This is a genomic window from Streptomyces sp. NPDC004647 (assembly GCF_040609575.1).
Taxonomy (GTDB): Bacteria; Actinomycetota; Actinomycetes; order Streptomycetales; family Streptomycetaceae; genus Streptomyces.
In genome coordinates this window covers 29,450-52,011 of record NZ_JBEXKU010000045.1, presented here as the reverse complement: position 1 = coordinate 52,011, position 22,562 = coordinate 29,450, and the positions used below count along the sequence as shown (strand labels likewise).

Annotated in this window: 20 protein-coding genes; 19 read left to right on the top strand and 1 reads right to left on the bottom strand. The window is 71.0% G+C overall.

Going from position 1 to position 22,562, the window contains the following annotated elements; all coding sequences use genetic code 11:
- The first annotated feature begins 4 nt into the window (after positions 1-4).
- From ABZW18_RS20720 to nusB, 13 genes are all read left to right on the top strand, one after another.
- On the top strand, positions 5-316 hold the full coding sequence (locus ABZW18_RS20720) for a DUF6167 family protein (RefSeq protein WP_356189374.1): 312 nt from the start codon (positions 5-7) through the stop codon (positions 314-316).
- Positions 316-3,000 (top strand): alanine--tRNA ligase, encoded by a 2,685-nt coding sequence (gene alaS, locus ABZW18_RS20715; RefSeq protein WP_356189372.1) that lies wholly within the window; start codon positions 316-318, stop codon positions 2,998-3,000. Before ABZW18_RS20720 ends, alaS begins: the two co-directional genes overlap by 1 nt.
- A gap of 58 nt (positions 3,001-3,058) precedes the next feature.
- Complete coding sequence (ruvX, locus tag ABZW18_RS20710) at positions 3,059-3,523, top strand: Holliday junction resolvase RuvX (protein ID WP_356189370.1); 465 nt, start codon at positions 3,059-3,061, stop codon at positions 3,521-3,523.
- 130 nt (positions 3,524-3,653) lie between these two features.
- Positions 3,654-5,474 carry an endolytic transglycosylase MltG gene (gene mltG, locus ABZW18_RS20705; protein ID WP_356189368.1) on the top strand — a complete coding sequence of 607 codons (1,821 nt, stop codon included), beginning with the start codon at positions 3,654-3,656 and terminating at the stop codon, positions 5,472-5,474.
- A complete protein-coding gene (locus ABZW18_RS20700) occupies positions 5,467-6,306 on the top strand; it encodes a shikimate dehydrogenase (RefSeq protein ID WP_356189366.1) in 840 nt (279 codons plus the stop codon). The genes mltG and ABZW18_RS20700 overlap by 8 nt, the downstream gene beginning before the upstream one ends.
- A 322-nt stretch (positions 6,307-6,628) precedes the next feature.
- On the top strand, positions 6,629-7,813 hold the full coding sequence (gene aroC, locus ABZW18_RS20695; protein ID WP_356189364.1) for a chorismate synthase: 1,185 nt from the start codon (positions 6,629-6,631) through the stop codon (positions 7,811-7,813).
- Positions 7,810-8,367, top strand: coding sequence for a shikimate kinase (locus ABZW18_RS20690; protein WP_356189362.1), 558 nt, complete (start codon positions 7,810-7,812; stop codon positions 8,365-8,367). Before aroC ends, ABZW18_RS20690 begins: the two co-directional genes overlap by 4 nt.
- Positions 8,364-9,461 carry a 3-dehydroquinate synthase gene (aroB, locus tag ABZW18_RS20685; protein WP_356189360.1) on the top strand — a complete coding sequence of 366 codons (1,098 nt, stop codon included), beginning with the start codon at positions 8,364-8,366 and terminating at the stop codon, positions 9,459-9,461. Before ABZW18_RS20690 ends, aroB begins: the two co-directional genes overlap by 4 nt.
- Positions 9,458-9,913: a type II 3-dehydroquinate dehydratase gene (gene aroQ / locus ABZW18_RS20680; protein ID WP_356189358.1), complete on the top strand. Its 456-nt coding sequence runs from the start codon at positions 9,458-9,460 to the stop codon at positions 9,911-9,913. Before aroB ends, aroQ begins: the two co-directional genes overlap by 4 nt.
- A gap of 265 nt (positions 9,914-10,178) precedes the next feature.
- Positions 10,179-11,039: a Pro-rich N-terminal domain-containing protein gene (locus tag ABZW18_RS20675; RefSeq protein WP_356189356.1), complete on the top strand. Its 861-nt coding sequence runs from the start codon at positions 10,179-10,181 to the stop codon at positions 11,037-11,039.
- A gap of 124 nt (positions 11,040-11,163) precedes the next feature.
- A complete protein-coding gene (locus tag ABZW18_RS20670; RefSeq protein WP_356189355.1) occupies positions 11,164-12,297 on the top strand; it encodes a M24 family metallopeptidase in 1,134 nt (377 codons plus the stop codon).
- A gap of 57 nt (positions 12,298-12,354) precedes the next feature.
- A complete protein-coding gene (gene efp / locus ABZW18_RS20665; protein ID WP_356189353.1) occupies positions 12,355-12,921 on the top strand; it encodes an elongation factor P in 567 nt (188 codons plus the stop codon).
- A gap of 2 nt (positions 12,922-12,923) precedes the next feature.
- Entirely contained in the window at positions 12,924-13,352 is a 429-nt protein-coding gene (gene nusB / locus ABZW18_RS20660) for a transcription antitermination factor NusB (protein WP_356189351.1), read from the top strand.
- 185 nt (positions 13,353-13,537) lie between these two features.
- On the opposite strand, the gene bldD is transcribed toward nusB, so the two are convergent.
- Complete coding sequence (gene bldD / locus ABZW18_RS20655; RefSeq protein ID WP_356189349.1) at positions 13,538-14,035, bottom strand: transcriptional regulator BldD; 498 nt, start codon at positions 14,033-14,035, stop codon at positions 13,538-13,540.
- Between the two features lie 207 nt (positions 14,036-14,242).
- Here bldD and pyrR point away from each other — a divergent pair, with 207 nt between their 5' ends.
- The 6 genes from pyrR (at position 14,243) to carB (ending at position 22,487) form a co-directional block, all read left to right on the top strand.
- Positions 14,243-14,878 (top strand): bifunctional pyr operon transcriptional regulator/uracil phosphoribosyltransferase PyrR, encoded by a 636-nt coding sequence (gene pyrR, locus ABZW18_RS20650; RefSeq protein WP_356189347.1) that lies wholly within the window; start codon positions 14,243-14,245, stop codon positions 14,876-14,878.
- Between the two features lie 93 nt (positions 14,879-14,971).
- Entirely contained in the window at positions 14,972-15,997 is a 1,026-nt protein-coding gene (locus tag ABZW18_RS20645; protein ID WP_356189345.1) for an aspartate carbamoyltransferase catalytic subunit, read from the top strand.
- Entirely contained in the window at positions 15,994-17,298 is a 1,305-nt protein-coding gene (locus ABZW18_RS20640) for a dihydroorotase (RefSeq protein WP_356189343.1), read from the top strand. Before ABZW18_RS20645 ends, ABZW18_RS20640 begins: the two co-directional genes overlap by 4 nt.
- Positions 17,295-17,984 (top strand): hypothetical protein, encoded by a 690-nt coding sequence (locus ABZW18_RS20635; protein ID WP_356189341.1) that lies wholly within the window; start codon positions 17,295-17,297, stop codon positions 17,982-17,984. The genes ABZW18_RS20640 and ABZW18_RS20635 overlap by 4 nt, the downstream gene beginning before the upstream one ends.
- Positions 17,984-19,183 carry a glutamine-hydrolyzing carbamoyl-phosphate synthase small subunit gene (carA, locus tag ABZW18_RS20630; RefSeq protein ID WP_356189401.1) on the top strand — a complete coding sequence of 400 codons (1,200 nt, stop codon included), beginning with the start codon at positions 17,984-17,986 and terminating at the stop codon, positions 19,181-19,183. The genes ABZW18_RS20635 and carA overlap by 1 nt, the downstream gene beginning before the upstream one ends.
- Positions 19,176-22,487 carry a carbamoyl-phosphate synthase large subunit gene (gene carB / locus ABZW18_RS20625; protein ID WP_356189339.1) on the top strand — a complete coding sequence of 1,104 codons (3,312 nt, stop codon included), beginning with the start codon at positions 19,176-19,178 and terminating at the stop codon, positions 22,485-22,487. Before carA ends, carB begins: the two co-directional genes overlap by 8 nt.
- The last annotated feature ends 75 nt before the right edge of the window (positions 22,488-22,562 follow it).

Genomic DNA, 22,562 nt, shown 5'->3' with positions numbered 1-22,562 from the left:
ACCGATGTTCCGCCGTACGTTCTGGTTCACCGCGGGCGCAGCCGCCGGCGTGTGGGCCACCACCAAGGTCAACCGCAAGCTCCGGCAGCTCACCCCGGAGAGCCTCGCCGCGCAGGCCGCCGACAAGGCCGTCGAGGCGGGCCACCGGCTCAAGGAGTTCGCCCTGGACGTCCGGGCCGGCATGGCGCAGCGCGAGGTCGAACTCAACGACGCCCTGGGTATCGAGGCCCAGGAGGACCACCCGGAACTGCCCGCGCCGCGCCGACCGGCGGCGCTGGGCGAGAAGCACCCGTACAACCGGAATGAGGACCACTGATGGAGTCGGCTGAAATCCGTCGCCGCTGGCTGCGCTTCTTCGAGGAGCGGGGGCACACCGTCGTGCCGTCGGCGTCGCTCATCGCGGACGACCCGACGCTGCTGCTGGTCCCGGCGGGCATGGTCCCCTTCAAGCCGTACTTCCTCGGTGAGGTCAAGCCGCCCTTCCCGCGCGCCACCAGTGTGCAGAAGTGCGTGCGTACGCCCGACATCGAAGAGGTCGGCAGGACCACCCGGCACGGCACGTTCTTCCAGATGTGCGGCAACTTCTCCTTCGGCGACTACTTCAAAGAGGGTGCCATCACCTACGCCTGGGAGCTGCTGACCGGCTCCGTGGCGGACGGTGGTTACGGCCTGGATCCGGAGAAGCTCTGGATCACCGTCTACGAGCAGGACGACGAGGCCGAGCGGATCTGGCGCCAGGTCATCGGGGTGCCCGCCGAGCGGATCCAGCGTCTGGGCATGGGCCCGAACTACTGGTCCATGGGCGTTCCCGGCCCCTGCGGCCCCTGCTCCGAGATCAACTACGACCGCGGCCCGGAATTCGGTGAAGAGGGCGGCCCGGCCGTCAACGACGAGCGCTACGTGGAGATCTGGAACCTGGTCTTCATGCAGTACGTCCGGGGCGAGGGCGGGGGCAAGGAGGACTTTCCGATCCTCGGCGAGCTGCCCAGCAAGAACATCGACACCGGGCTCGGCCTCGAACGCCTCGCGATGATCCTGCAGGGCGTGCAGAACATGTACGAGACCGACACCCTGCGCGTGGTCATGGACAAGGCCACCGAGCTCACCGGTGTCCGCTACGGCGCCGACCACACCTCGGACGTGTCCCTGCGCGTCGTCGCCGACCACATCCGCACCTCCGTGATGCTCATCGGCGACGGTGTCACCCCCGGCAACGAGGGCCGCGGCTACGTCCTGCGCCGCATCATGCGCCGCGCCATCCGCAACATGCGGCTGCTGGGCGCCACCGAGCCGGTCGTCGGGGAGCTCGTCGACGTGGTCATCAAGACCATGGGCGAGCAGTACCCGGAGCTCATCGAGGACCGCAAGCGCATCGAGACCGTCGCGCTCGGCGAGGAGGCCGCCTTCCTCAAGACCCTCAGGACCGGCACCAACATCCTGGACAGCGCCGTCACCGACACCAAGAGCGCCGGTGGCACGGTCCTCTCCGGCGACAAGGCGTTCCTGCTCCACGACACCTGGGGCTTCCCGATCGACCTCACCCTCGAGATGGCCGCGGAACAGGGCCTTCTCGTGGACCAGGAGGGCTTCCGCCGGCTGATGAAGGAGCAGCGGGAGCGGGCCAAGGCCGACGCCAAGTCCAAGAAGCAGGGCCACGCCGACCTGTCCGCGTACCGCGAGGTCGCCGACACCTCCGGCTCCACGGTCTTCACCGGCTACACCGACACCGAGGGCGAGTCCACGGTGGTCGGTCTGCTGGTGGACGGGGTGCCGTCACCGGCCGCCCAGGAGGGCGACGAGGTCGAGGTGGTCCTCGACCGCACCCCGTTCTACGCCGAGGGCGGCGGCCAGCAGGCCGACACCGGCCGGATCAGGATCGACACCGGCGCCGTGGTCGAGATCCGCGACGTCCAGCAGCCGGTGCCCGGCGTCAGCGTGCACAAGGGCGTCGTACAGGTCGGCGAGGTCACGGTCGGCTCCGGCGCCCACGCCCAGATCGACATCGCCCGCCGCCGATCCATCGCCCGCGCCCACAGCGCCACCCACCTCACGCACCAGGCGCTACGGGACGCCCTCGGCCCGACGGCCGCCCAGGCCGGTTCCGAGAACGCCCCCGGGCGCTTCCGCTTCGACTTCGGCTCGCCGGCCGCCGTGCCCGGCACGGTCCTCACCGACGTCGAGCAGAAGATCAACGAGGTGCTGGCCCGTGAACTCGACGTCACCGCCGAGGTGATGAGCATGAGCGAGGCCAAGAAACAGGGCGCCATCGCCGAGTTCGGTGAGAAGTACGGTGAGCGCGTCCGCGTCGTCACCATCGGCGACTTCTCCAAGGAGCTGTGCGGCGGCACCCATGTGCACAACACCGCCCAGCTCGGTCTGGTGAAGCTGCTCGGCGAGTCCTCGATCGGCTCCGGCGTGCGCCGGGTGGAGGCCCTGGTCGGCGTCGACGCGTACTCCTTCCTGGCCCGCGAGCACACGGTCGTCTCCCAGCTCACCGATCTGGTGAAGGGCCGTCCCGAGGAGCTGCCGGAGAAGATCTCCGGGATGCTCGCCAAGCTCAAGGACGCCGAGAAGGAGATCGAGAGGTTCCGCGCCGAGAAGGTCCTCCAGGCCGCCGCCGGTCTCGCCGAGGGGGCGAAGGACGTACGGGGTGTGGCGGTGGCCAGCGGTCAGGTGCCCGACGGCACCGGCGCCGACGATCTGCGCAAGCTCGTCCTCGATGTGCGCGGCCGGCTCGGTCAGCTGCCCGGGCAGGACGGGCGCCCGGCCGTGGTCGCCCTCTTCACCGTGGCCCATGGCCGCCCGCTGACCGTGATCGCCACCAACGAGGCCGCGCGCGGTCGCGGCATCAAGGCCGGTGAGCTCGTCCGGGCCGCCGCGAAGACCCTCGGCGGAGGGGGCGGAGGCAAGGACGACGTCGCCCAGGGCGGCGGTCAGAACCCGGCCGCCATCGGCGAGGCCGTGGCCGCTGTCGAGCGCCTGGTCTCAGAGAAGGCGTGACCGGCCGGAGCGACGTGTATGGAAGCGACAGGCGACTGACGTGACCGAGACTCAGGCCATGCGACGAGGCCGGCGGATCGCCGTCGACGTCGGGGACGCCCGGATCGGGGTCGCCTCGTGCGACCCCGACGGGGTCCTCGCCACCCCGGTCGAGACGGTGCCGGGGCGCGACGTCCCGGCGGCCCAGCGGCGGCTCGGGAAGATCGTCGAGGAGTACGAGCCGATCGAGGTCGTGGTCGGTCTGCCCCGCTCGCTCAGCGGCGGGGAAGGACCGGCCGCGGCCAAGGTCAGGGGCTTCGCGCAGGAGCTGGCGCAGCGGATCGCGCCGGTGCCGGTGCGTCTGGTGGACGAGCGGATGAGCACGGTCACCGCGGCCCAGAGCCTGCGCGCGTCGGGCGTCAGCTCCAAGAAGGGACGCAAGGTCGTCGACCAGGCCGCGGCCGTGGTCATCCTGCAGAATGCCCTGGAGTCCGAACGGGCGTCCGGTAAAGCTCCGGGCGAGGGCGTCGAAGTGGTCATCTGATCGCGATACGGTAACGTTCCGCGCGACGCGGCGCGTTCGAATATCGAATTCCGCCGCGCGGTGTACGAGACGGACCGGACGCCTGCGCCACAACGCGCACCGGGAGCCGTCTCGTGGTGCAAGGGGATGGATGAGCGAGTATGGCCGGGGCCGAGGCTCCGAACCCTGGCATCCCGATGACCCCCTCTACGGGGACCAGGGATGGGACGGGCAGCAGCCCGCGAACGGCGGCCCGGACTCATACGGCGGTCAGCAGCAGCTCTACCCTCAGCAGCAGTGGGACGGCAACGCCGGGCAGTACGGCGCCGGCCACCCCGACCAGCAGCAGTACGGCCAGCAGCGCCCGCAGCACCCTCAGCAGCAGTACGGCCAGCAGCAACGGCAGCATCAGTACGGCTGGGACCCGTCGCAGACGGGCGAAATGGCGTACGGCGGCCCCGGCGACCCGTATGGCCAGCAGCCCCCCGGTCCGTACGGCGGCGAGCGCCCGGACCTCTACGGCACCCCGGACGCCTATCCGCCGCCGCAGCCGCCCGGCGGGCGCCGTCAGCAGCAGTACGCGGAGCCGGGCCACGGCGAGCAGCCGTACCAGGGCGGGCAGGGGCAGGGCCGGCAGGGACAACAGCCCTACGCGGAGTCGCAGCGGTACCAGCAGGACCCTCAGGAGTCCCCGGAGTGGGAATCGGAGCCCGAAGCGGAGGATCATCCCTTCTTCGCGGACGCCCCGGAGCCCCAGCGGGGGCGCGGCGGACGCCGGGACCGATCCCGGCCCAGGGACGATGATGACGACGACGAGCCGGGCGCCGCGGGGTACGGCAACGGCGACGACCATGAGCGGCGCGACAAGCCCAAGCGCCGCAGCGGGACGGCGTGCCTGGTCGCGGGCCTGATCCTGGTGGGCGCGGTCGGTGGCGTCGGCTACTTCGGCTATACCTTCTGGCAGGAGCACTTCGGCCCGGCGCCGGACTTCTCGGGCCTGGGGAGCGGCGAGGTCGAGGTCGAGATCCCGGACGGCGCCACGGGCAACCAGATGGGCAACATCCTGTTGAACGCGGGTGTCGTGAAGAGCGTCGGCGCCTTCGTCGAGGCCCAGGATCAGAACCCGAAGGGCAACAACATCCAGCCCGGCGTCTACATCCTCCGCAAGGCGATGTCCGGCGAGGAAGCCGTCAAGGCGATGACCGACCCGGCGAGTCTGAACGCCCTCATCATCGCGGAGGGTTCACGGGCTCCCCAGGTCTACGAGGCCATCGACAAGAAGCTCGGGCTCAAGTCCGGGGCCACCAAGAAGGTCGCCGCCTCGGAGGCGAAGAACCTCGGGCTGCCGAAATGGGCCGACAACGACCCGAAGATCAAGGACCCGTTGGAAGGTTTCCTCTTTCCCTCGCGGTACAGCGCGGCCAAGGGTGCCGAACCCGAGGACGTCCTGCGGCAGATGGTCTCCCGCGCCAAGAAGGAGTACGCGCGGCACGACCTGGAGGGCCAGGCCGAGAAACTCGGTCTCAAGTCCCCGCTGGAGGTCATCACGGTGGCCAGCCTCGTCCAGGCCGAGGGCAAGACCGACGACGATTTCCGCAAAATGGCGCGCGTCGTCTACAACCGTCTGAAGCCGGGCAACACGGAGACGAACGGACGACTCGAGTTCGACTCGACGTACAACTACCTGAAGGGCCAGAGCAAGATCGATCTGGACCCGGCCGAGCTGCGCACATTCGACGACCCGTACAACACCTACTTCTACAAGGGCGTGCCGCCCGGTCCCATCGGCAACCCGGGCACCGAGGCCGTGACCGCGGCGCAGGCCCCGCAGTCCGGCGACTGGTACTACTTCGTCGCGGTCGACGGCGAGAACACGAAGTTCGCGGTGACGCTGGCCGATCACAACCGGCTCGTCGAGGAGTTCAACGAGAACCGGCGCAAGCAGAAGGAGGCCGAAGCGGGCAATGGCTGACCGCCGAACGGGTGGACGGCGCGCCGCGGTCCTCGGCTCGCCCATCGCCCACTCGCTCTCCCCGGTACTGCACCGTGCCGCGTACGCCGAGCTCGGGCTCACCGGCTGGACGTACGACCGCTTCGAGGTCGACGAGGCCGGCCTCCCGGGCTTCATGACGCGGCTCGACGTCTCCGAGTGGGCCGGGCTGTCCCTGACCATGCCGCTCAAGCGGGCGGTGATCCCGCTGCTCGACGAGATCAGTGAGACCGCCGCCTCCGTCGAGGCCGTCAACACGGTGGTCTTCACCGGCGACGGCCGTCGCACCGGCGACAACACCGATATCCCCGGCATGCTCGCCGCCCTCGGCGAGCGAGGCGTGGAGAAGATCGAGCGCGCGGCCGTCCTCGGCGCCGGGGCCACGGCCTCCTCCGCCCTCGCCGCGCTCTCCCGGATCTGCACCGGCGAGGTCACCGCGTACGTCCGCAGCGAAGCCCGCGCCGCTGAGATGCGGAAGTGGGGCGAGCGGCTCGCAGTGGACGTACGTACCGCGGACTGGGCGGACGCGGAGCGGGCCTTCACCGCGCCGCTGGTGATCGCCACCACGCCCGCCGGAACCACCGACGCCCTCGCCGCCGCCGTCCCCGACCGCCCCGGCACGCTGTTCGACGTGCTGTACGAGCCGTGGCCGACCCCGCTGGCCACCGCCTGGAGCGCACGGGGCGGCACGGTCGTCGGCGGCCTCGACCTCCTCGTCCACCAGGCCGTCCTCCAGGTCGAACGGATGACCGGCCGCGCCCCGGCGCCGCTGGCGGCCATGCGCGAGGCGGGTGAGCAGGCCCTGACCGCGTGAGCGGACGGGCCCGCTGTCCGACCCGCGACCGACCGGCGGAGCCCTCCGACCCGCGACGTTCCTGCACTCCGACTGGTGGAGCCCTCGCGTCCGACCCCCGGCGTCCCCGCATCCGACTGGCGGAGCCCTCGCGTCCGACCCCCGCCGTCCCCGCGTCCGACCGGCGGAACCCTCGCGTCCGACCCGAGCCGTTCCCGCCGAGCCGTCCGTCTGGTGGACCGGCGTCCGGGAGCCGGGCACGGACGTGGGAGGATCGGAGGTGGCGGGCCAGGGCCGCGCACCGGGCCGCGCCGTAGACCTGAGCGCGAGCAGAGGAGCACCGTTGAGCAGGTTGCGCTGGCTGACCGCGGGGGAGTCCCACGGCCCCGCACTCGTCGCGACGCTGGAGGGCCTCCCGGCCGGCGTGCCGATCACCACCGATATGGTCGCGGACGCGCTCGCCCGGCGGCGGCTGGGCTATGGCCGCGGCGCCCGGATGAAGTTCGAGCGCGACGAGGTGACCTTCATAGGCGGTGTACGCCACGGTCTCACCCTCGGCAGCCCCGTCGCGATCATGGTGGGCAACACCGAGTGGCCCAAGTGGGAGCAGGTCATGGCGGCCGACCCGGTCGACCCCGCCGAACTCGCCGAGCTCGCTCGTAACGCCCCGCTGACGCGGCCCCGCCCGGGCCACGCCGACCTCGCCGGGATGCAGAAGTACGGCTTCGACGAGGCCCGTCCGATCCTGGAGCGCGCCTCCGCGCGCGAGACCGCGGCTCGCGTCGCCCTCGGCACGGTCGCCCGCTCCTACCTCAAGGAGACCGCCGGGATCGAGATCGTCAGCCATGTCGTGGAGCTGGCCGCGGCCAAGGCCCCGTACGGCGTGCTGCCCGAGCCTTCCGATGTGGAGAAGCTCGACGCCGACCCGGTGCGCTGTCTGGACGAGGCCGCGAGCAAGGCGATGGTCGCCGAGATCGACCAGGCCCACAAGGACGGCGACACCCTCGGCGGCGTCGTCGAGGTACTCGCGTACGGCGTGCCCGTGGGACTGGGCTCGCATGTGCACTGGGACCGGCGCCTGGACGCCCGGCTGGCCGGCGCGCTGATGGGCATCCAGGCCATCAAGGGCGTCGAGGTCGGCGACGGCTTCGGTCTGGCCCGTGTCCCCGGCTCCCAGGCCCACGACGAGATCGTGGGTACCGATGAGGGAATCCGGCGGACCACCGGCCGCTCCGGCGGCACCGAGGGCGGGCTGACCACGGGCGAACTGCTGCGCGTACGAGCCGCGATGAAGCCGATCGCGACTGTGCCCCGGGCGCTGGCCACCGTCGACGTCGCCACCGGTGAGGCCACCCAGGCGCACCACCAGCGCTCCGACGTCTGCGCCGTGCCGGCCGCGGGGATCGTCGCCGAGGCGATGGTCGCGCTGGTGCTGGCCGACGCGGTGGCCGAGAAGTTCGGCGGCGACTCGGTTCCCGAGACCCGCCGCAATGTGCAGGGCTTCCTCGACAACCTGGCGATCCGGTGAGCGGGCCCGTCCTCGTACTCGTCGGGCCCATGGGCGTCGGCAAGTCGACCGTCGGGCAGATCCTCGCCGAGCGGCTGGGCCTCGGCTACCGGGACACCGACGCCGACGTCGAGCGGACGGCGGGCCGGGCCATCGCGGAAATCTTCATCGACGAGGGCGAGGCGCACTTCCGCGAGCTGGAGCGCCAGGCCGTACGGGACGCGGTGATCGAGCACCCGGGCGTCCTCGCGCTGGGCGGTGGCGCCATCCTGGACGCGGGCAGCCGGGCGCTGCTCGCCGGGCTGCCGGTCGTCTTCCTCGACGTGGGCGTGAGCGAGGCCGTCAAGCGTGTCGGGCTCAACGCGCCCCGCCCGCTGCTCGCCATCAATCCGCGGCAGCGCTGGCGCGAGCTGATGGAGGAGCGCCGCCCGCTGTACACGGAAGTAGCCCGCGCCGTCGTCAGCACGGACGACCGTACACCCGAGGATGTCGCCGAAGAGGTCCTCGACGCTTTGGAGTTGCGGCATCTCACGGGGGCCGGCCCCCGGACCCCCAGCCAGGAGAAGAACGCATGAGCGAGATCGAGCCCCCCACCCGGATCCAGGTCGGCGGCACCGCGGGCACGGACCCGTACGAGGTGCTGATCGGGCGTCAGCTCCTCGGCGAGCTCCCCGGCCTCATCGGCCGCGGGGTCAAGCGCGTCGCCGTGCTGCACCCCGAGGCGCTGGCGGCCACCGGTGAGGCGCTGCGCGAGGACCTGGCCGGGCAGGGCTACGAGGCCATCGCCGTCCAACTGCCCAACGCGGAGGAGTCCAAGACCGTCGAGGTCGCCGCGTACTGCTGGAAGGCGCTCGGCCGCAGCGGGTTCACCCGCACCGATGTGATCGTCGGTGTCGGTGGCGGCGCCACCACCGATCTTGCGGGCTTCGTGGCGGCGACGTGGCTGCGCGGGGTGCGCTGGATCGCGGTGCCGACGACGGTGCTGGGCATGGTGGACGCGGCCGTGGGCGGCAAGACCGGCATCAACACCGCCGAGGGCAAGAATCTCGTCGGCGCCTTCCACCCGCCGACGGGTGTGCTGTGCGATCTCGCCAGCCTCGACTCGCTGCCCCCCAACGACTACATCAGCGGGCTCGCCGAGATCATCAAGGCGGGGTTCATCTCCGACCCCGTCATCCTCGATCTGATCGAGGAGGATCCGGCGGCCGCCCGTACGCCCGGGGGGCCGCACACCGCCGAGCTGATCGAGCGGTCCATCCGGGTCAAGGCGGAAGTGGTCTCCTCCGACCTCAAGGAGTCCGGCCTGCGGGAGATCCTCAACTACGGGCACACTCTCGCCCACGCGATCGAGAAGAACGAGCGCTACAACTGGCGGCACGGCGCGGCCGTCTCCATCGGTATGGTGTTCGCCGCCGAACTCGGCCGCCTCGCCGGGCGGCTCGACGACGCGACCGCCGACCGGCACCGCACCGTACTGGAGTCGGTCGGGCTGCCGCTGGCGTACCGCGGCGACCAGTGGCCCAAGCTGCTCGAGACCATGAAGGTCGACAAGAAGTCCCGCGGCGACCTGCTGCGCTTCATCGTCCTCGACGGTCTCGGAAAGCCGACGGTCCTGGAGGGGCCGGACCCGGCCGTGCTGGCGGCCGCATACGCGGAGGTCTCGCAGTGACACCGAAAGGCGGGGGGCGACGGGTCCTCGTCCTGAACGGTCCGAACCTGGGCCGGCTGGGGTCCCGCGAGCCCGACGTCTACGGGGCGACCTCCTACGCCGGGCTGGTCGAGGAGTGCGCCCGGCTCGGCAAGGAGCTGGGCTTCGAGGTCGAGGTGCGGGAGACCAACGACGAGGCCGAGCTGATCCGTTGGCTGCACGAGGCTGCGGACGGATCCATTCCGGTCGTCCTCAACCCCGGTGCCTTCACGCACTACTCGTACGCGATGCGGGACGCGGCCGCGCAGCGCACCGCGCCCCTGATCGAGGTGCACATCTCGAATCCGTACGCACGGGAGGAGTTCCGGCACACCTCCGTCGTCGCGGCGGTGGCGTCCGGTACGGTCGCGGGCTTCGGCATCGGCTCGTACCGGCTCGCGCTGCGGGCGCTGGCCGAGGAACTGTCCGGCTGACCTTCCCCGGCCTGCTCCGACCCAGCTCCCGCACACCCATGGCCTCCGGCCCGCCGACCGGGCAAGCCTTGGCGCCCCGGGCACTTCCCGGTCGGCCCCGGCCGTTCACAGGGGCGGCCGTCGGGGGTGGGGGTACTCCCCCGGCTACCGCTGGGGGAGTACCCCCTCCCAGCGGTAGCCGGGGGGAGTACCGTTCGGTGATCGACCGGGCTTCAGGGCCGGGCGATCACGCGCCAGTTATCTGCACGAGACGGAGAACCAGCGGATGCACGACGCAGTGGGAGCTCCGCTGCCACCGCCCCAGGGACCGCACCAGCCGGCCGGATCCGGCTGGCCCCCCGCCCCGCCGGATCAGGCGCATCCCGCGCCGCCTCCTCCGGAAGCGCAGCCTCACCCGGGCTACCCGCTGCCGCCGGGCCGGCCACCGGCGCCGGGGTGGACGGGACCGGCGCCGCGGCACCCGTCGGCCCCGCCCCCCGTCGAGACCACCGGGCACATCCAACTCCCGCCCGGTGACCCGGTTTCCGTACCGGACGCGGGTGTCGCCAGCGCCGTGTCCGACCCCTCGCACATGACGGTCGCCGTGCTGCTCATAGGGCCGGCGGGCGCCGGGAAGACCACGGTCGCCCGCCATTGGGCAGGCACCCGCCGGGTGCCGACCGCGCACATCAGCCTCGATGACGTCCGGGAATGGGTCCGGTCCGGTTTCGCCGACCCGCAGTCCGGGTGGAACGACCACTCCGAGGCGCAGTACCGCCTCGCCCGCCGTACCTGCGGCTTCGCCGCCCGCAACTTCCTGGCCAACGGGATCTCCTGCATAGTCGACGACGCCGTCTTCCCGGACCGCCCCGTCGTCGGTCTCGGCGGCTGGAAGCGGCACGTCGGTCCGGGGCTGCTGCCGGTCGTGCTGCTGCCCGGCCTGGAGATCGTCCTCGAGCGCAACGCGGCGCGCAGCGGCAATCGCCGGCTGGCGGACGAGGAGGTCGCCATGATCCACGGCAAGATGGCGGGGTGGTACGGCTCGGGCCTGCCGATCATCGACAACTCGCAGCTCGACGTGGACACCACAGCTCGAATCCTCGACGACGTCCTGGCCCGCAGCATCGTCAGCCCGCCCAGCTGGTAGCCGGTATGCGTACGCGGCTGTCCCGCCCTCACGAGCCACCGGAGGCCCGGCCCGCGGACCGGGCGACGCCCGTCCGGACGCACTCGACCGGCCGGGCGCCCCGAACGCTCGTAGGCTCGGGAGCATGTCCGAGGTGCACGCGGCGAGGCGCTCACGGCTGAGCGATCGGTGCGCGGCGGCCGGGCGGGCTGCCGTGCTCGTCTCGCGTCCCGCCAACGTCCGCTATCTCGCGGGCGCCGCTCCGGACGGCTCGGTCCTGCTCCTCGGCCCTGCCGAGGACGTACTGCTCTGCTCCCGCGACCCCTCCGGGGACCTTCCCCCTCGCCCCGCCGCGGAGACCGCCCCGTCGGAACGGCTCACCGAGGACCTTCGCGTGCTGGTACTGCCCTCGCCCGGGGAGGACTCAGCGGTCGCCGCCGCCGGGCTCGCCGCCGCGGCGGGCGCCGAGACCCTTGCGGTGGAGGAGCACCACCTCACCGTCGCCCGCCACCGGGCGGCCGCCTCGGCCGCCCCGGGACTCCGGCTGGCCGACCTCGGCACGGCCGTCGAGCAGCAGCGGCTGATCAAGGACGAAGAGGAGATCGCCCGGCTGCGCATCGCCTCGGAGATCGCGGACCAGGCGCTCGGCGAGCTGCTGGAGTCGATCCTGGTCGGCCGTACCGAACGCCATCTCGCTCTGGAGCTGGAGCGGCGGCTCGTGGATCACGGCGCGGACGGCCCGGCGTTCGCCACGTCTGTGGCCACCGGCCCGAACGCGGGCGCGGCCGGGCATCTGCCCACGGACCGGCGGGTGGAGGAAGGCGATTTCCTCAATGTCCGGCTGGGCGCGAACTACCGCGGCTACCGGTGCGAGCTCGGCCGTACGTTCGTCATCGGGACCTCTCCCGCCGGCTGGCAGATCGAGCTGTACGAGCTGGTGTTCGCCGCTCAGCGGGCTGCCAGGGAGGCGCTCGTGCCCGGCACCGCCTACCGGGAGGTGGACCGGGCCGCGCGCCAGATCCTGGACGCCGCCGGGTACGGCGAGGGCCTGGGATCGTCCACCGGACACGGTGTCGGACTCGAAATCGACGAGGACCCTCAGCTGTCGACCGAGGGCATGGGTAAACTGGATGTTTGTGTGCCGGTCGCCGTCGAACCGGGGGTCCATATCCCGGGACGGGGCGGTGTCCGGATCGACGACACGCTCGTCGTCCGCCCCGAGGCGGACGGCGGACCCGAGCTACTCACCATTACGACCAAGGAACTGCTCGCGCTCTGAGCGAGTCGGCGCGCAGCCTCGGTCTCCGCTTCAGCCAGTCCAGGAGATTCCGCAACCGTGGCATCCACGAACGACCTCAAGAACGGCATGGTGCTCAAGCTCGACGGGGGCCAGCTCTGGTCCGTTGTCGAGTTCCAGCACGTCAAGCCCGGCAAGGGCCCCGCCTTCGTCCGCACCAAGCTGAAGCATGTGCTCTCCGGCAAGGTGGTCGACAAGACCTTCAACGCCGGTGTGAAGGTCGAGACGGCCAGTGTCGACAAGCGCGGCATGCAGTTCTCGTACAAGGACGGCGCCGACTTCGTGTTCATGGACACGGAGACCTACGACCAGATCATCGTCACCCCCGAGGTCGCCGGCGACACCGCCAGGTTCCTCCTCGAGGGCTTCGAGGCCGTCGTGGCGATGTACGAGGGCTCCCCGCTCTACGTCGAGCTCCCGGCCTCCGTCGAGCTCGTCATCGACTACACCGAGCCGGGTGTCCAGGGCGACCGCTCCACCGGTGGCTCCAAGCCCGCCAAGCTCGAGACCGGCTACGAGATCGCCGTCCCGCTCTTCATCACCACCGGTGAGAAGATCAAGGTCGACACGCGCTCCGGCGAGTACCTCGGCCGGGTGAACAAGTAACCGTGGCTGCACGCAACAAGGCCCGGAAGCGCGCCTTTCAGATCCTCTTCGAGTCCGACCAGCGCGACGCCTCCGTGCAGACCGTGCTGGCGGACTGGCTGAGGCTCGCCCGGACCGACGATCGGCAGCCACCGGTCAACGAGTACACGATGCAGCTCGTCGAGGGGTACGCCGAACGCGCGGACCGGATCGAGGAGCTGATCGGCACCTACTCGGTCGGCTGGACACTCGACCGGATGCCCGTGGTGGACCGGAACATCCTGCGGCTCGGCGCGTACGAGCTGATCTGGGAGGACGAGGTCCCCGACGCGGTGGTGATCGACGAAGCCGTGCAGCTCGCCAAGGAGTTCTCGACGGACGACTCACCGGCCTTCGTCAACGGCCTGCTGGGTCGCCTCAAGGAGCTCAAGCCCACACTGCGCAGGGCGTAGCCCCCACGCGCCGGACAACGGGCCGGGAGCGGAAGGATTCGCCTTCCGCTCCCGGCCCGTTGTCATGGGTAGCCGCACCCCCGGCAAAACGCCTCGGGGCGGACACGCTCCAGCCGTGCCCGCCCCGAGGCGTGACGTTTTTGCAATGCCGCTGGGACAGCTGTCAGCAGTCCTCGTCGCCGCGGTCAGTCCTCGTGCTGCACCGCACGCCGGGCGTCGGCGTCCAGCACGCCCCAGCTGATGAGCTGCTCGGTCAGGACCGAGGGGGACTGGTCGTAGATGACGGCGAGGGTGCGCAGGTCGTCCTGGCGGATCGACAGCACCTTGCCGTTGTAGTCGCCACGCTGGCTCTGGATCGTCGCGGCGTACCGCTGCAGCGGACCTGCTTTCTCGGCCGGCACATGGGCCAGCCGCTCCAGGTCCAGCACCAGCTTCGGCGGCGGCTCTGCGGCGCCGCCCGGCGTGGTGCCCGGCAGCAGCTCCTGCACCGGGACACCGTAGAAGTCGGCCAGCTCTGCGAGGCGCTGTACGGTCACCGCTCGGTCGCCCCGCTCGTACGAGCCGACGACGACGGCCTTCCAGCGGCCCTGCGACTTCTCCTCGACACCATGAAGGGAGAGGCCCTGCTGGGTGCGGATGGCGCGAAGCTTGGCCCCGAGCTGTTTGGCGTATTCGCTGGACATATAGCTCCCCGGACGAAGACTGGTAACTCACTGTGAGGTTACGCAGCGTAATCTCACTTCGTCAAGCCGAATGGTTCACACCGCACCTCCCGCAAGGGTTTCCGGGGGCTCCGTCGGCCCCGTAGAGCCGCCCTGGTACCGTGGGCGCGTAAATCCCGACGTCCTTTAAGGTCCGTCCCGTGAGGCGGAGAAGGAGGTCCGTTTCGTATGGACGCAACCAGTTCGAACAGCTCTGATCCGGCGCGCCCCGTGCTCGAGGCACCGGACATGGCGCGGGTGCTCACCCGCATCGCCCACGAGATCGTCGAGCGCGCCAAGGGCGCGGACGACGTGGTGCTTCTCGGCATCCCCACCCGCGGTGTCTTTCTCGCTCGCCGGCTGGCCGCCAAGCTCGAAGAGATCACCGGCCGCCCGGTCCCGGTCGGCTCGCTCGACATCACCATGCACCGCGACGACCTGCGGCTGCGCCCCGCCCGTGCCCTCGCCCGCACGGAGATCCCCGGCGACGGCATCGACGGCCGGCTGGTCATCCTCGTCGACGACGTGCTCTTCTCCGGCCGTACGATCCGCGCGGCGCTCGACGCCCTGGGCGACATCGGCCGCCCGCGCGCCGTGCAGCTCGCGGTTCTCGTCGACCGCGGCCACCGCGAACTGCCGATCCGCGCCGACTACGTCGGCAAGAACCTCCCCACGTCGCTGCGGGAGACGGTCAAGGTCCAGCTCACCGAGGAGGACGGCCGCGACAGCGTCCTGCTCGGCGTCCGCTCCGACGCGCTCCGCACCGGTCCTTCCGCGGAGCCCGGGGCAGCCGGCCGGACCGTCCCGGCAACCGGCGAGAACTAGAGGCCGTTGCACGATCCCGGTGACCCCGGGCCGTACCTCCGCCTGCCGCCGGCCGGCATCCCCGCACACCTCTCTCACCCACGGAGAATCCGGATGAAGCGCCACCTCATCTCGGCCGCCGATCTCACGCGCGACGACGCCGTCCTGATCCTCGACACCGCCGAGGAGATGGCCCGGGTCGCGGACCGGCCGATCAAGAAGCTGCCCACCCTGCGCGGCCGCACCGTCGTCAACCTCTTCTTCGAGGACTCGACCCGTACCCGTATCTCCTTCGAGGCCGCCGCCAAGCGCCTCTCGGCCGACGTCATCAACTTCTCCGCCAAGGGCTCCTCGGTCTCCAAGGGCGAGTCCCTGAAGGACACCGCGCTCACCCTCGAGGCGATGGGCGCGGACGCCGTCGTCATCCGGCACCACGCCTCCGGCGCCCCGCACCGGCTCGCCACCTCCGGCTGGATCAACGGCTCCGTCGTCAACGCCGGCGACGGCACTCACGAACACCCCACCCAGGCGTTGCTCGACGCCTTCACCATGCGCCGCCACCTGGCGGGCGCCCCCGACGGGGGACCGACCAACCACCAGGGCCAGGGCGACGGCACCGGACGCGACCTGGCGGGCCGCCGTATCACCGTCGTCGGCGACATCCTGCACAGCCGGGTCGCCCGCTCGAACGTGCATCTGCTGCACACCCTCGGAGCCGAGGTCACCCTGGTCGCGCCGCCCACCCTGGTGCCGATCGGCGTCGAGAGCTGGCCCTGCGAGATCAGTTACGACCTGGACGCGGTCCTGCCGAAGTCCGACGCGGTGATGATGCTGCGGGTGCAGCGGGAGCGGATGAACGCCGCGTTCTTTCCGACCGAGCGCGAGTACTCGCGGCGCTACGGACTCAACGCCGACAGGATGTCCCGGATGCCCGGGCACGCCGTCGTCATGCACCCCGGCCCGATGAACCGCGGCATGGAGATCACCGCCGAGGTCGCCGACTCGGTGCGCTGCACGGCCGTCGAGCAGGTCGCCAACGGCGTCAGCATCCGCATGGCCGTCCTCTACCTGTTGCTCGGCGGCGCCGAGCCCGCCGTCACCACGACCCATGCCCGTACCGAGGAGAACAAGGAATCATGAGCGAGCCGAAGAAGACACTGATTCGCGGTGCGAAGGTCCTCGGAGGCGAGCCGCAGGACGTGATCGTCGTGGATGGGGCGATCACCGCCGTCGGCACCGGCCTGACGGTCTCCAGCGCCGAGGGCACGACGGTCGTCGAGGCGGCCGGCCAGATCCTGCTGCCGGGCCTGGTCGACCTCCACACCCACCTCCGCGAGCCCGGCCGTGAGGACTCCGAGACCGTCCTCACCGGCACCCGCGCCGCCGCCACCGGCGGTTTCACGGCTGTCCACGCCATGGCCAACACCTTCCCGGTCGCCGACACCGCCGGCGTCGTCGAGCAGGTCTGGCGGCTCGGCCGGGAGTCCGGCTACTGCGACGTCCAGCCCGTGGGCGCGGTCACCGTCGGCCTGGAGGGCCGCAAGCTCGCCGAACTCGGCGCCATGCACGACTCCGCCGCCGGCGTCCGGGTCTTCTCCGACGACGGCAAGTGCGTCGACGACGCCGTGATCATGCGCCGGGCGCTGGAGTACGTGAAGGCCTTCGACGGCGTCATCGCCCAGCACGCCCAGGAGCCCCGCCTCACCGAGGGCGCCCAGATGAACGAGGGCGTCGTCTCCGCCGAACTGGGCCTCGGGGGCTGGCCGGCCGTCGCGGAGGAGTCGATCATCGCCCGCGATGTGCTGCTGGCCGCGCACGTCGGCTCCCGGGTGCACATCTGCCACCTCTCCACCGCCGGTTCCGTCGAGCTGGTCCGCTGGGCCAAGTCCAAGGGCTGGAACGTGACCGCCGAGGTCACCCCGCACCACCTGCTCCTCACCGACGAGCTCGTACGGTCCTACAACCCCGTCTACAAGGTGAACCCCCCGCTGCGCACCGAGGCCGATGTCATGGCGCTGCGCGAGGCCCTCGCCGACGGCACGATCGACTGCGTCGCCACCGACCACGCCCCGCACCCGCACGAGGACAAGGACTGCGAGTGGGGCGCGGCGGCCATGGGAATGGTCGGCCTGGAGACCGCGCTGTCCGTCGTCCAGCACACGATGGTCGACACCGGCCTGCTGGACTGGGCCCAGGTCGCCGACCGGATGTCGCTGCGCCCGGCCGCCATCGGCCGCCTGGAGGGCCACGGACGGCCGATCGCGGTGGGGGAGCCCGCGAACCTGACGCTGGTCGATCCGGCTTACCGTGGTGTGGTGGACCCCGCGGGCTTCGCCTCCCGCAGCCGCAACACCCCGTACGAGGGCCGCGAGCTGCCGGGTCGTGTCACCCACACCTTCCTGCGGGGCCGGGCGACGGTCGTGGACGGGAAGCTGGCATGACACCTCTGAGCACTCTGGCGGCAGACCTCGCGGCTGAGCAGAAGTCGCAGGAGGTGACCGACTGGACCGCCCGTATCGGCTGGGTCGTCGGCCTGCTGCTGCTCATCGCGCTCGTCTACTGGCTGATGCGGGAGGGCTGGAAATGGCGCGGCATGCTGCAGTCCGGCCTGCCCGAACTGCCGACCGCCCCGCAGGCCACCGGCGGGCCGGAGCTGTCCGTGCCGTCGCTGACACTCAGCGGGCGCTACCACGGGAGCACCACCGCCGGGCAGTGGCTCGACCGGATCGTCGCCCACGGGCTGGGCACCCGCAGCCGCGTCGAGCTCGCACTCACCGGCGAGGGCCTGGACGTCCGGCGGCCGGGGGCGCAGGACTTCTTCGTCCCGGCCGACAAGCTCCGCGGCGCCCGGCTCGACAAGGGCATCGCCGGCAAGGTCCTCGCCGAGGGTGGCCTGCTGGTGATCACCTGGAGCCATGGCGACCGGCTGCTCGACTCCGGTTTCCGCTCCGACCGCGCGGCCGAGCACGCCGCCTGGGTCGAGGCAGTGGAAGCGCGGGTGCCACCCTCCGAGAAGTCCGGCGACAGCGGCGTCGCCGATCCCCACGACCAGGCTGCAATCTCCCGGGGGGCCCAGCACCCCCCGGCGGCTCCGCCGCGGGCCGTAACCCCCCAGAAGGGCACATGATGACGACCTCCACCCGGGGGGCCACGACCCCCGCCGTACTCGTCCTGGAGGACGGCCGGACGTTCCGCGGCCGCGCCTACGGGGCCGTGGGGGAGACCTTCGGCGAGGCTGTCTTCTCCACCGGCATGACCGGCTACCAGGAGACCCTGACCGACCCGTCGTACCACCGCCAGGTGGTCGTCATGACCGCCCCGCACATCGGCAACACCGGCGTCAACGACGAAGACGCCGAGTCCGGGAAGATCTGGGTCGCCGGCTACGTCGTACGCGACCCCGCCCGCGTGCCGTCCAACTGGCGCTCCGCCCGCACCCTCGACGAGGAGCTGGCCGCCCAGGGCGTCGTCGGCATCAGCGGCATCGACACCCGTGCCCTCACCCGCCATCTGCGCGAGCGCGGCGCGATGCGCGTCGGCATCTTCTCCGGCGCCGCGCTGGATTCCGCCACCTCCGGCGCGGGACAGGCCCACGACGCCACGCTGCTCGCCAAGGTCCGGGCCGCCCCCCTGATGAAGGGTGCGAACCTGAGCGACGAGGTCGCCACCACCGAGGCGTACGTCGTCCCCGCCATCGGCGCCAAGCAGTTCACGGTCGCCGCCCTCGACCTCGGCATCAAGGGCATGACCCCGCAGCGTATGGCCGAGCGCGGCATCGAGGTGCACGTCCTGCCCGCCTCCGCCTCGATCGAGGACATCTACGCGGTCAAGCCCGACGGCGTGTTCTTCTCCAACGGCCCGGGCGACCCCGCCACCGCCGAACACCCGGTTTCCCTCATGCAGGGCGTCCTGGAGCGGAAGACCCCGCTGTTCGGCATCTGCTTCGGCAACCAGATCCTCGGGCGCGCGCTCGGCTTCGGCACGTTCAAGCTGAAGTACGGCCACCGCGGCATCAACCAGCCGGTGCAGGACCGCGGCACCGGCAAGGTCGAGGTCACCGCGCACAACCACGGCTTCGCCGTCGACGCCCCGCTCGACAAGGTGTCCGAGACCCCGTACGGCCGGGCCGAGGTCTCCCACGTCTGCCTCAACGACGATGTGGTCGAGGGCCTCCAGCTGCTGGACCGGCCCGCGTTCAGTGTCCAGTACCACCCCGAGGCCGCAGCAGGTCCGCACGATGCCGCGTACCTGTTCGACCGGTTTGTCGAGCTCATGCGGGACAACAATCAGCACAGCGTCAGCCTGATGGAGGGCCAGCGTGCCTAAGCGCACCGACATCCAGTCCGTTCTGGTCATCGGCTCCGGCCCGATCGTCATCGGCCAGGCCGCCGAGTTCGACTACTCCGGCACCCAGGCCTGCCGCGTCCTCAAGTCCGAGGGCCTGCGCGTCATTCTGGTCAACTCCAACCCGGCCACGATCATGACCGACCCGGAGATCGCCGACGCCACGTACGTCGAGCCGATCACCCCGGAGTACGTCGAGAAGATCATCGCCAAGGAGCGTCCCGACGCCCTGCTGCCCACCCTCGGCGGGCAGACCGCGCTCAACGCCGCGATCTCCCTGCACGAGTCGGGCGCCCTCGACAGATACGGCGTCGAGCTGATCGGCGCCAACGTCGAGGCCATCAACAAGGGTGAGGACCGCGACCTGTTCAAGGAGGTCGTCGAGGCCGTCAATGCCAAGATCGGCTACGGCGACTCCGCCCGTTCGGTCATCTGCCACACCATGGACGAGATCATCGCGGGCGTCGACACCCTCGGCGGCTACCCCGTCGTCGTACGCCCCTCCTTCACCATGGGCGGCGCCGGCTCCGGCTTCGCGCACAACGAGGAGGAGCTGCGCCGGATCGCAGGCCAGGGGCTCACGCTCTCCCCGACCACCGAGGTGCTCCTGGAGGAGTCCATCCTCGGCTGGAAGGAGTACGAGCTGGAGCTGATGCGCGACAAGCACGACAACGTCGTGGTCGTCTGCTCCATCGAGAACTTCGACCCGATGGGCGTGCACACCGGTGACTCGATCACCGTCGCCCCGGCGATGACACTGACCGACCGCGAGTACCAGATCCTCCGCGACATCGGCATCGCCGTGATCCGCGAGGTCGGCGTCGACACCGGCGGCTGCAACATCCAGTTCGCGGTCAACCCCGAGGACGGCCGGGTCATCGTCATCGAGATGAACCCCCGCGTCTCCCGCTCCTCCGCGCTGGCGTCGAAGGCCACCGGCTTCCCGATCGCCAAGATCGCTGCCCGGCTCGCCGTCGGGTACACCCTCGACGAGATCCCGAACGACATCACCGAGAAGACGCCGGCGTCCTTCGAGCCGACGCTCGACTACGTCGTCGTCAAGGTGCCGCGGTTCGCCTTCGAGAAGTTCCCGGCCGCTGACGCCACCCTCACCACCACCATGAAGTCGGTCGGCGAGGCCATGGCCATCGGCCGTAACTTCTCCGAGGCGCTGCAGAAGGCGCTGCGCTCGCTGGAGAAGAAGGGCAGCCAGTTCGCCTTCACCGGCGACCCCGGCGACAAGGGCGCGCTGCTGCTGGCCTCCCAAGTGCCCACCGACGGCCGGATCAACACCGTCATGCAGGCCATCCGCGCCGGGGCCACGCAGCAGGAGATCTTCGACGCCACGAAGATCGACCCGTGGTTCGTCGACCAGCTCTTCCTGATCAAGGAGATCGCGGACGAGATCGCCGCGGCCGACAAGCTCGGCCCCGAGCTGCTGGCCGACGCCAAGCGGCACGGCTTCTCCGACGCCCAGATCGCGAGCATCCGCGATCTGCGCGAGGACGTCGTCCGCGAGGTCCGGCACGCGCTCGGCGTACGCCCCGTCTACAAGACGGTCGACACCTGCGCCGCCGAATTCGCCGCGAAGACCCCGTACTTCTACTCCTCCTACGACGAGGAGAGCGAGGTCGCGCCGCGCGAGAAGCCCGCCGTGATCATCCTCGGCTCGGGCCCCAACCGCATCGGCCAGGGCATCGAGTTCGACTACTCCTGCGTCCACGCCTCCTTCGCGCTCAGCGAAGCGGGCTACGAGACGGTGATGGTCAACTGCAACCCGGAGACCGTCTCCACCGACTACGACACCTCCGACCGGCTCTACTTCGAGCCGCTCACCCTGGAGGACGTCCTGGAGATCGTGCACGCCGAGCGGCAGGCCGGCCCGATCGCCGGCGTCATCGTGCAGCTCGGCGGCCAGACCCCGCTGGGCCTGGCCCAGGCGCTCAAGGACAACGGCGTGCCGATCGTCGGCACCCCGCCCGAGGCGATCCACCTGGCCGAGGAGCGCGGTGCGTTCGGCCGCGTCCTCAGCGAGGCCGGTCTCCCCGCGCCCAAGCACGGCACGGCCTTCTCCTTCGCCGAGGCCAAGGCGATCGCCGACGAGATCGGCTACCCGGTGCTCGTCCGCCCGTCGTACGTCCTGGGCGGCCGCGGCATGGAGATCGTCTACGACGAGCAGTCCCTCGCCGAATACCTGGAGCGGCACGCGGGCCTGATCTCCGAGCACCCGGTCCTGGTCGACCGCTTCCTCGACGACGCCATCGAGATCGACGTCGACGCCCTCTACGACGGCGAGGAGCTCTACCTCGGCGGCGTCATGGAGCACATCGAGGAAGCCGGTATCCACTCCGGCGACTCCGCCTGCGCGCTGCCCCCGATCACCCTGGGCGGCTTCGACATCAAGCGGCTCCGCGCCTCGACCGAGGCCATCGCCAAGGGCGTCGGCGTCCGCGGTCTGATCAACATCCAGTTCGCGATGGCCGGGGACATCCTCTACGTCCTGGAGGCCAACCCGCGCGCCTCCCGTACGGTCCCCTTCACCTCCAAGGCCACCGCCGTACCGCTCGCCAAGGCCGCCGCCCGCATCTCGCTCGGTGCGAGCATCGCCCGGCTGCGCGAGGAAGGCCTGCTGCCGAAGACCGGCGACGGCGGCACGCTGCCGCTCGACGCGCCGATCTCCGTCAAGGAGGCCGTGATGCCCTGGTCGCGCTTCCGGGACGCCTCCGGGCGCGGCGTGGACACCATCCTCGGCCCGGAGATGCGCTCCACCGGCGAGGTCATGGGTATCGACTCCGTCTTCGGCACCGCCTACGCCAAGTCGCAGGCCGGCGCGTACGGAGCGCTGCCCACCAAGGGCCGCGCCTTCGTGTCCGTCGCCAACCGCGACAAGCGCTCGATGATCTTCCCGGCCCGCGAGCTGGTCGGCATGGGCTTCGAGCTGCTCGCCACCTCCGGCACCGCCGAGGTCCTCAAGCGCAACGGCATCAACGCGACCGTCGTGCGCAAGCAGAGCGAGGGCGAGGGGCCCAACGGCGAGAAGACCATCGTCCAGCTCATCCACGACGGCCAGGTCGACCTGATCGTCAACACCCCGTACGGCACCGGCGGCCGCCTCGACGGCTACGACATCCGTACGGCCGCGGTCGCCCGCGGCGTGCCGTGCCTGACGACGGTGCAGGCTCTCGCGGCCGCCGTCCAGGGCATCGAGGCGCTCAGCCGCGGCGACGTCGGCGTCCGGTCACTCCAGGAACACGCGGAACATCTCAACTCCGCCCGCGAGGACTGAGGGACACGAGGGGGACACCGATCCGGTGTCCCCCTCGTCATGGAACGCAACGACCCGCTCGCGCAGAAAGCACGC

What these genes read in the sequence shown, in the direction of transcription:
- bldD (WP_356189349.1), bottom strand. Translation starts at nt 14,035, where the DNA reads ATGTCCAGCGAATACGCCAAACAGCTCGGGGCCAAGCTTCGCGCCATC.
- ABZW18_RS20720 (WP_356189374.1), top strand. Translation starts at nt 5, where the DNA reads ATGTTCCGCCGTACGTTCTGGTTCACCGCGGGCGCAGCCGCCGGCGTG.
- alaS (WP_356189372.1), top strand. Translation starts at nt 316, where the DNA reads ATGGAGTCGGCTGAAATCCGTCGCCGCTGGCTGCGCTTCTTCGAGGAG.
- pyrR (WP_356189347.1), top strand. Translation starts at nt 14,243, where the DNA reads ATGGACGCAACCAGTTCGAACAGCTCTGATCCGGCGCGCCCCGTGCTC.
- ruvX (WP_356189370.1), top strand. Translation starts at nt 3,059, where the DNA reads ATGCGACGAGGCCGGCGGATCGCCGTCGACGTCGGGGACGCCCGGATC.
- carA (WP_356189401.1), top strand. Translation starts at nt 17,984, where the DNA reads ATGACGACCTCCACCCGGGGGGCCACGACCCCCGCCGTACTCGTCCTG.
- ABZW18_RS20640 (WP_356189343.1), top strand. Translation starts at nt 15,994, where the DNA reads ATGAGCGAGCCGAAGAAGACACTGATTCGCGGTGCGAAGGTCCTCGGA.
- ABZW18_RS20635 (WP_356189341.1), top strand. Translation starts at nt 17,295, where the DNA reads ATGACACCTCTGAGCACTCTGGCGGCAGACCTCGCGGCTGAGCAGAAG.
- mltG (WP_356189368.1), top strand. Translation starts at nt 3,654, where the DNA reads ATGAGCGAGTATGGCCGGGGCCGAGGCTCCGAACCCTGGCATCCCGAT.
- ABZW18_RS20645 (WP_356189345.1), top strand. Translation starts at nt 14,972, where the DNA reads ATGAAGCGCCACCTCATCTCGGCCGCCGATCTCACGCGCGACGACGCC.
- ABZW18_RS20670 (WP_356189355.1), top strand. Translation starts at nt 11,164, where the DNA reads ATGTCCGAGGTGCACGCGGCGAGGCGCTCACGGCTGAGCGATCGGTGC.
- aroB (WP_356189360.1), top strand. Translation starts at nt 8,364, where the DNA reads ATGAGCGAGATCGAGCCCCCCACCCGGATCCAGGTCGGCGGCACCGCG.
- ABZW18_RS20675 (WP_356189356.1), top strand. Translation starts at nt 10,179, where the DNA reads ATGCACGACGCAGTGGGAGCTCCGCTGCCACCGCCCCAGGGACCGCAC.
- ABZW18_RS20700 (WP_356189366.1), top strand. Translation starts at nt 5,467, where the DNA reads ATGGCTGACCGCCGAACGGGTGGACGGCGCGCCGCGGTCCTCGGCTCG.